Source organism: Polaromonas sp. P1_G2 (genome assembly GCF_056405515.1).
Genome location: NZ_JBFUBY010000799.1, coordinates 1 through 555 on the forward strand (window position 1 = coordinate 1; position 555 = coordinate 555).

The following is a 555-nucleotide window of genomic DNA, read 5'->3' on the forward strand; positions in this document are numbered from 1 at the left end:
CAAGGAAACCGACACCGACCATGCGCCATGGACGGTGGTGCTCGGCAATGACAAGCGCCGCGCCCGGATCAACATGATCCGCCACATCCTCGATAGCCTTGACTATACGGACAAGGACAAGAAGGTGATCGGCGAGATCGACAGAAAAATCCTCGGCAAGCCCGGCATTTTGAAATGAGCCTGAAACGACAAAGGGCCGGCAAGCCGGCCCTTTGTCGCAGAGAAATGTGAGGGTCGTGTCAGCGCATCCGGCGACGTTCGGCCGACGGCTGGTAAGCGAGCTTCTGGTGGAAGCCGCAATAAGGCGAGCTGTCAGGCGAGTCATTGCCGCAGAAGCAGAAATCTTCCTTCAGCGGATCGCCGAGCGGCCATTTGCAGGTGCGTTCGGTGAGCCGGATCAGCGGCACGCGACGGAAGATCGGCACGACGACGTTGTTCGGCAACGTTTCCATGACCTCAAGCGCATCGATCTCGATCTCTTCCTTGAGCATGGTGGCGCCGGCCGGCCGGGTGACGGTGCGGGTCACCGTGCGCTGCGCGAAAGAAGAAGAAGCC

1 protein-coding gene and 1 pseudogene are annotated in these 555 nt (G+C 60.2%); one reads left to right on the plus strand and one right to left on the minus strand.

Annotated features, from left to right (window positions below; translation table 11 throughout):
* Positions 1-178, plus strand: a pseudogene (locus AC1D0P_RS27660) (polyphosphate kinase 2); the annotation flags it as partial.
* Between the two features lie 61 nt (positions 179-239).
* Here AC1D0P_RS27660 and AC1D0P_RS27665 read toward each other — a convergent pair.
* Positions 240-555: GcrA family cell cycle regulator (locus AC1D0P_RS27665; protein ID WP_477679655.1), on the minus strand; the 316-nt coding region annotated here is incomplete at its 5' end.